This window comes from Actinoplanes sp. NPDC048791, assembly GCF_040650095.1.
GTDB lineage: Bacteria > Actinomycetota > Actinomycetes > Mycobacteriales > Micromonosporaceae > Actinoplanes.
Genome location: NZ_JBEZGQ010000165.1, coordinates 10,378 through 11,856, shown reverse-complemented (window position 1 = coordinate 11,856; position 1,479 = coordinate 10,378). Strand labels below are relative to the sequence as shown.

3 protein-coding genes and 1 pseudogene are annotated in these 1,479 nt (G+C 72.1%); 3 read left to right on the top strand and 1 reads right to left on the bottom strand.

Annotated features, from left to right (window positions below; genetic code table 11):
- A partial coding sequence (locus tag AB0C29_RS15125) for a LuxR C-terminal-related transcriptional regulator (protein WP_360820480.1) occupies nucleotides 1-184 on the top strand: 184 nt, incomplete at its 5' end.
- Nucleotides 185-188: 4 nt separating this feature from the next.
- Here AB0C29_RS15125 and AB0C29_RS15120 read toward each other — a convergent pair.
- Complete coding sequence (locus AB0C29_RS15120) at nucleotides 189-836, bottom strand: DUF998 domain-containing protein (protein ID WP_360820477.1); 648 nt, start codon at nucleotides 834-836, stop codon at nucleotides 189-191.
- 140 nt (nucleotides 837-976) lie between these two features.
- Here AB0C29_RS15120 and AB0C29_RS15115 point away from each other — a divergent pair, with 140 nt between their 5' ends.
- Nucleotides 977-1,300, top strand: coding sequence for a YciI family protein (locus AB0C29_RS15115; protein ID WP_360820475.1), 324 nt, complete (start codon nucleotides 977-979; stop codon nucleotides 1,298-1,300).
- A pseudogene (locus AB0C29_RS15110) lies at nucleotides 1,297-1,479 on the top strand (hypothetical protein); the annotation flags it as partial. The gene AB0C29_RS15115 and the pseudogene AB0C29_RS15110, both read left to right, overlap by 4 nt.

The window sequence follows — 1,479 nt, the reverse complement described above, 5'->3', positions numbered from 1 at the left end:
CCGGGAACGCGAGGTGCTGCGGCTGGTGGCCCAGGGGCTCAGCAACAGCGGCATCGCCAAGCAGCTCAACATCTCACCGAAGACGGCCAGCGTGCACGTCTCCCGGATCATCGCGAAGCTGGCGGTGGCGAGCCGCGGCGAGGCTGCCGCGGTCGCGCACCGCCTGGGACTGCTCGACGACTGACGGCTCAGCGCCGGGCCAGCCACGCCGCGACCCCGGAGACCCACAGCAGCGCGGTGATCGCGCCGACCGCCAGGGTCAGGGAGCCCGCGACGCCACCGCTCATCGCCCACAGGTCGCCGGCCAGCAGCGCCGTGCCGGCCACCGCGGACCCCACGGCGGCGGCCCGCTGTCCCGCGCGGCCGAAGTGCCGGGCCAGCACGTAACAGGCGGCGATCGACGCCGTGAAGGCGACCGTACCGGCGGCCATGTGGCCGTAACTGTGCCAGCTGAGCGTCGCGGGCATCCCGTACGGTGTGCCGGCCGGAAAGCCGTCCGCGGGGTCCATGGTGAAGACACCGGCGGCGAACATGCCGAACCCGTTCACCGCGACCAGCCGGGGCAGCCACCGGCTCGGCAGGGCCCGGCGCAGCCCGGCCGCCCCGAGCATGGTCAGCACGCCGGCGACGACGAAGTTGGTGATCTGCAACCAGCCGAGCGAGCCGTTGCTGAGCACGCTGAGCGGATGCCGGGTCAGGTCGAAGCCGTCCCGGCCGGCGGCCTGGGCGAGGGCGACGGCCGCCCACAGCGGCCCGCCGACGGCGGCGCAGGTGAGCAGGGCCCGGGTGCGGGTGGTGGCGGTGACATTCACGGTACGGGCGGCGAGCGCGGTCATGGTCTGAGCCTCTCTGCGATTCGTAAGCTGCGTTCTGCCGCTACGTCGGTTCCGCGATGTGACAGGGAATGGTTTCATTACCTGTCACATGGATCGTTCGACGTTGGTGCACACGGCAACCACCGAGAACGGAGCAAGACATGCGCTACCTGATGACGACCCGCCCCACCGAGCAGTCCGCCGACGAGAACCTGTACGCCGAGATGGGCAAGTTCATCGAGGAGCTGACCGCGGCCGGCGTCCTGCTGGCCACCGGCGGCCTGGAGCCCGGCGGCGTCCGGGTCACCTCGGTCGGCGACGAGATCACCGTGACCGACGGGCCTTTCACCGAGGCCAAGGAAGCGGTGGCCGGCTTCGCTCTGATCGAGGCCCGGTCCCGCGAGGAGGCCATCGAACTGGCCCGCCGCTTCCGCCGCATCGTCGGCGACGGTGAGAGCGTCATCCAGCAGGTCTTCGGCCCGTGACCCGGCCGCCGAGCACCGCCGGCCCGGCCCCCGGGCCGGCGGTGACCGACGTCCACGCCCGTATCAACGCGGTCGTCAAACTCGAGTCGGCCCGGATCGTGGCGGCGCTGATGCGGGTGGTGCACGACGTGGGGCTGGCCGAGGAGTTGGCCCAGGACGCGGTGGTCGCCGCCCTCGAA

What these genes read in the sequence shown, in the direction of transcription:
- AB0C29_RS15115 (WP_360820475.1), top strand. Translation starts at nt 977, where the DNA reads ATGCGCTACCTGATGACGACCCGCCCCACCGAGCAGTCCGCCGACGAG.
- AB0C29_RS15120 (WP_360820477.1), bottom strand. Translation starts at nt 836, where the DNA reads ATGACCGCGCTCGCCGCCCGTACCGTGAATGTCACCGCCACCACCCGC.